Raw genomic sequence first — 4885 nt, forward strand, 5'->3', positions numbered from 1 at the left:
CGGCTGTGGCGCAGCGTCAAATACGAGGAGGTCTATCTGCGCGCCTACGACACCGTGTCCGACGCCCGCGCCTCGATGCGATGTTCCCATCGGACAGCACACGTGCGAGGTCGCAAATCAGCTGTTCGGTCGCGGTATTGGTTTTCCAGCGATGCTGCCCGCGGAGGGAAGAGGTTCCCGGAACGCTACGGGATACGACGGTTTGAAAATGCGTGGCGCAACCGCTGCGGGGGATGTCCCGGGTTCTGTTGAATTACTGAAGAGGTCGGCGTTGCCCACCTTGAGCCGGTAGGCTCGGGGTGCTGATTCCACAAAGGAGAGCAACGCCATGACGAGAGATATCACACCGGCTGGTTGGCCGGGGCTGTGGACGAAGCGTTTGCGGAAGTGGGGGCGAGCTTCGACCGGTTCTGCCTTGCGGCAGGGATCGAGGCGCTCGGCACGATGATGGAGGCGGATGTCACGGGGCCCTGCGGCCGCGCCACGGTCGCGATGCGGCGCGGCGGGCGCACCGTTGGGGCCGAACGCGGGGACGGATCGGTTTCCACGGCGGCAAGATCGAGGTCGAACGCCCGCGGGTCCGGGGCGTGGACGGCCGCGAGGTCATGATCCCGAGCTGGGAAACGGCGGCGCAGGAGGACTGGCTCGGTCGCTGGGCGATGAACCTGATGCTGATCAATGTGTCGACGCGCCGGTTCGGCCGCGCTGTCCGGCTCCCGGAGGGCGACGTTCCGGCACCACTCGGATCGGAGATTGAAATCGGCGGCCTCGCGGAGGTTCGTCGCGCTGTCGGCGGCGCGGCTGGCCCGACTTCATGGCTGCCGATCTGTCCGCGCTCGACCTTCTGGTGGTCCAAATCGACGGGCTGCATCTCGGCGACGATCTCGTGCTGGTCGCCGCGATCGGGGTTGACGGCGAAGGCAACAAGCATCCGCTGGCGCTGGTGGAAGGGGCGACCGAATGCCGCAACGGTTCAAGCCCTGCTGGACAATTTGGTCTCGCGCGGGCTCGCCCCCACGGTGCCAAGGCCGTTCATCGTCGACGGCGCGAAGGCGTTGTCGAAGGCGATCCGCCGCACCTTTGGTTCGGCCGCTACGATCCAGCGCCGCCAGATCCACAAGGCGCGCAACATCATGGAACGCCTGCCGAAACAGCATCATGCGGCCACCCGTCGGGTGCTGCGCCAGGCTTGGGAGCTCGATGACGCCGACAAGGCCGAAAAATTGATCCGCAATCTCGCGCGTCGTCTCGACCAGCAATGGCCCGGCGTAGCGGCCAGCATCCTCGAAGGCCTCGACGAAATCCTGACTGTCGTCCGGTTGAAGCTGCCGAAGGACTTCGTCGATCGCTCGCCTGTACCAACATCGCCGAGAACATGATGGGCACCATTCGCCGCGTCACGCGCAACGTCAAACGCTGGCGGGATGCCGGTATGGCCTTGCGATGGGTCGCCGTCGGCATGATCGAGGCCAACAAGGGCTTCCGACGATTGAAGGCACATAAGCAATTGGCGATTCTGCGTGCGGCCCTTCAAGCTCACCACGATCGCATGACGATCAAGCCCGTTGCCCACATCACGAGGGTCGCATAACATTCATTCCGGAAACGCCGGCCCGACGTAGTACACCACCGATCGGGACATCCCCAGGTAGATTGGCGGCGACGATCAGGACGTGTATTCCAGGCGGTGGGGATAATGCGGATCCATCTGCGTGGCCTCAGACTACTACATCGCGACCTTCGAAACGAACAAGCGACCCAGTCGCTGGTCGTGGGAAATTTGCCGGCACAGCAAGCGCATGGGAGTCAGGATCACGGCTGATGGATTTCGGTCAAGGATGGCAGCAGAGTATGCGGGTGCACGAGCACTCGCGGATTTCCTGAATTTGCTCGTGAAAGAAGAACGGCGCGACCGCTCTAGGCCGCGGCCAAAGAGCGGTAACCAGAAGGCCTAGCCTGGATGCGCTGTCTATACACGGCATGTCGCCTTTGGCCCACCGCCGAAGCGGTGTGTAAGTGTCGCAACATCCCGTTATTTACCCACGCAGCCCGGTGTCGGTCGGTAGGTGCAATGGCCCCTCCCGATCACGGTATCTCACAGCGTGGACCGCGTTCCAGCATCTACACGAATGTCGGTTGGCCCAATTAGCTCCAATGATAGAGAAACTACCAAGTTTGGTAGTACTCCCGATGACCATTACGACTAATCTCGCGAGCGTGTCAAAGGATACTCTCGATGTCGGACGCGCTTTTAACCAAGCTCACAGCCGCCGAAATTGCGGACGCAAAAAAGCGCGTTCAATATCGACACACGAACGTTGAGGACGAACACGACGACTGTGTCAGGATTGCCTATCAATGGTTGGACGCACAAATACTGACCAAGCGAATGTTGAGTCGATCATATCCCTTAAAGAACATCATCGAAATTTGGGGTGGCAGGCACATTGAAGCGTCCGATGTAGAAGTGGCGGCTGAGTTGCACCCGAAAATCCGCGGCAAATACCCTCACTTCAATTTCAGCGCTCGCCTAACCTTTCCATCCGGTCGGCGGCTTGCCAACATTGCTGAGGCGAGAACACAAGACTACCACCTTACGACGCACCACATTGTCGAAACCTACGGTCGGATCGAGGAACCCTAGAAAAACGCAGCCTGATGGGCGGCAGGCTTCATCTTTTCACAAAGCTAACAGAACACGATTGCATCTCGCGCGTGTAAGCACACCGAGCGAGTGTCAAGTCCGCTTCAGATTACTTTCTGCTTGGGTTCATGGGATCGCCGCGATGGTGATTGGGGCCAGCGCAACCCTGGGGGTTCTCGAGGCGCTGAGAGCAATTAGCAAACTGTCCCTTTCCTTTCTGCGGAACAGTTGGCCGCGGCTGATGGGCGGTGGAGATACGTGATGTCGGCCGCTATACCTGGTTGGCCGGTCGATCGTCAAGTTGCGCAACAATAGGGATAGATCTTGTCGCCCGGCGCCGGCCTTGTTGTGCTCGGCCTTGGTCCCCACGCCGCGATGCCCATCTTGCGCATCCAGTTCAACGTCGTCCCGGCCCAACTCCGCCGCAGAACTCACTCGGCTCGGCGAACCGAGGGGCATCAGCAGCTATCGGATTGCGCGTCTCTCCACCATACTGTGTATGTGAAGGGCAAGACTTGGCGGCAATCAAATACCTGAACGTGACCGCTGATGATTCTCTCCGAAAAGAAGGACAATGAGTCGTCCTCATAGCCGATGCATATGTCCGAACTCCCGGGGTTCGTGGTCGATCTGACCGACTGCCGCTTGTCAGTGACTTAGACGAACAGTGCGCAACTGTTCGTAAGACTCCCGGTGTTCGGCGCTCGGCATGCCCACGAGCATGATCCGCGGCTCGCCGCGCCGCCCTAAACCTTCGTATCGTTCCGTTCACCCCTCTGGATGCCGGACGATTACCTTACGTTCAATTGAGCCGTTGATCGTGATCGTCTTACGCTGCATGCGTTGGAAAGGCGCATAGGCTCATCAAGCGCGACAGTGAAAAAGGATGATCAACGAATAGCTGCGATAAAGCCACGAGGAGACTACAATGCTCAACTGCTCCGAAAGCATTAAATCTGGCAGTGCCGCGAGGTGCGCAGTTTGTGATGGCAAGTTCGGTCTCGTCCGGCATTACTCGTGGCGAACGCCTCTTTGTTCCAAGAAGTGCGCCGATCGCTTCAGAGCTCGCAGGGAAAGTGACCGCAATTGGGTGGGGTGGCTCCGGATCACCTTCAACCAGCTGCTAGAGCACCGCGCGAGGGCTTTGTGATGGTCGAGGTCTCACAACGAGGCAGGGCATATTCAGAGACAGCATGGACTTTGCTCCGCGCAGCCCAAACCATGACCGACCCAACGATTGCGGGTCAGCTTAAGACCCTTGCCGACGACTACGAGCGGCGAGCTGAGAAAGCAGCTTCGCATGTTGATGCGGCCAAAGCATTCGCCCGATCGGCTGCTAGCGTAGAACATCCAATGGCCTGCATGACCGGGGGGGCAGCTTCAAACATGTCCCTTGAATTCTGTACCATTGAAGCGTTGAACCTGCGCCCCGGTTCCAAGGAGCTGGAGGCATTCAATGTCGAGCGTGTGCGCGGCTACCTAGAATGCAATCTCGGCTGCACGAAGAAGGAAGTGATCCGCGCGCTAGGCCTGAATCCGCGCACGGTGGCTAAGGCCATCAAGATCATCCGGGCAAATGCTCATGGCAGCGATGGGACTCTCCAGCCGTGATCAAGATCATCGCCGTGCTCTGCAATGTCTCCTCTCCGACAAATTGCCATGAGCAGACCGTCACCACCGCGGACTTCGCCAGCGTCTCGATGCAGTCCTGCCTGATGCGTGCGCCGCAACTCGCTGCGTGGATGAAGGAGCATCCGGCCAAACGCCTTGCGGCATGGCGCTGCGTGATCGGCAAACAGGATGGCAGGGGAGCTTAGGGTGGAAAGCCGCTTCCCCGGATTGCGTTGAACCGCTTCAAAGGGTGCAATTACTGACTGGGACCGTTCGATAGCCACCAAGGCCTGCCGATTAAGTCCTTGTTTAAGGTGCATGAGTTCGGAAGAGAGCTGGCCCCGGTGGTTTGGACAGTGCCCCGCTGGATTTAAGTGGATTCCTGCCGGGTTATGCTGAACGCGGGGCTTTACGATATTGTCGTTGCGTCGGGAGGGCGTAGCCCGACCAGAGCGACGACAATATCGTCGGCGACGGTCATGCCGCCATCACCATAGCTTGCGTGCCGAAGTAAGCCTCGTCGGGCGTGCGCCCGTCAAGGCTCGAGTGAGGGCGTGAACCGCCCCGGGATTGCCGGAGGCCCCAACTCCTGAGAAGGTGGGGCCGTTATGAGCAAGACGACGACGAACA

Annotated in this window: 3 protein-coding genes and 1 pseudogene; all 4 read left to right on the forward strand. The window is 59.7% G+C overall.

The features are described from left to right. Nucleotides 1–328 precede the first annotated feature (328 nt). The 4 genes and pseudogenes from QJT82_RS45000 (at nucleotide 329) to QJT82_RS45015 (ending at nucleotide 4461) form a co-directional block, all read left to right on the forward strand. Nucleotides 329–1591: pseudogene (locus tag QJT82_RS45000) on the forward strand (IS256 family transposase). Between the two features lie 645 nt (nucleotides 1592–2236). Further along, nucleotides 2237–2644, forward strand: a complete 408-nt coding sequence (locus QJT82_RS45005; RefSeq protein ID WP_202948956.1) for a hypothetical protein — start codon at nucleotides 2237–2239, stop codon at nucleotides 2642–2644. Nucleotides 2645–3865: 1221 nt separating this feature from the next. Then, on the forward strand, nucleotides 3866–4255 hold the full coding sequence (locus QJT82_RS45010) for a hypothetical protein (protein ID WP_179077470.1): 390 nt from the start codon (nucleotides 3866–3868) through the stop codon (nucleotides 4253–4255). Next, entirely contained in the window at nucleotides 4252–4461 is a 210-nt protein-coding gene (locus tag QJT82_RS45015) for a hypothetical protein (protein WP_038388885.1), read from the forward strand. Before QJT82_RS45010 ends, QJT82_RS45015 begins: the two co-directional genes overlap by 4 nt. The last annotated feature ends 424 nt before the right edge of the window (nucleotides 4462–4885 follow it).

The organism is Bradyrhizobium sp. Mp19 (assembly GCF_029952935.1).
In the GTDB taxonomy this organism is placed as follows: Bacteria; Pseudomonadota; Alphaproteobacteria; order Rhizobiales; family Xanthobacteraceae; genus Bradyrhizobium; species Bradyrhizobium elkanii.

Excerpts from the sequence above, each read along its gene's own strand:
- QJT82_RS45010 (WP_179077470.1), top strand. The coding sequence starts at position 3,866 with ATGACCGACCCAACGATTGCGGGTCAGCTTAAGACCCTTGCCGACGAC.
- QJT82_RS45005 (WP_202948956.1), top strand. The coding sequence starts at position 2,237 with ATGTCGGACGCGCTTTTAACCAAGCTCACAGCCGCCGAAATTGCGGAC.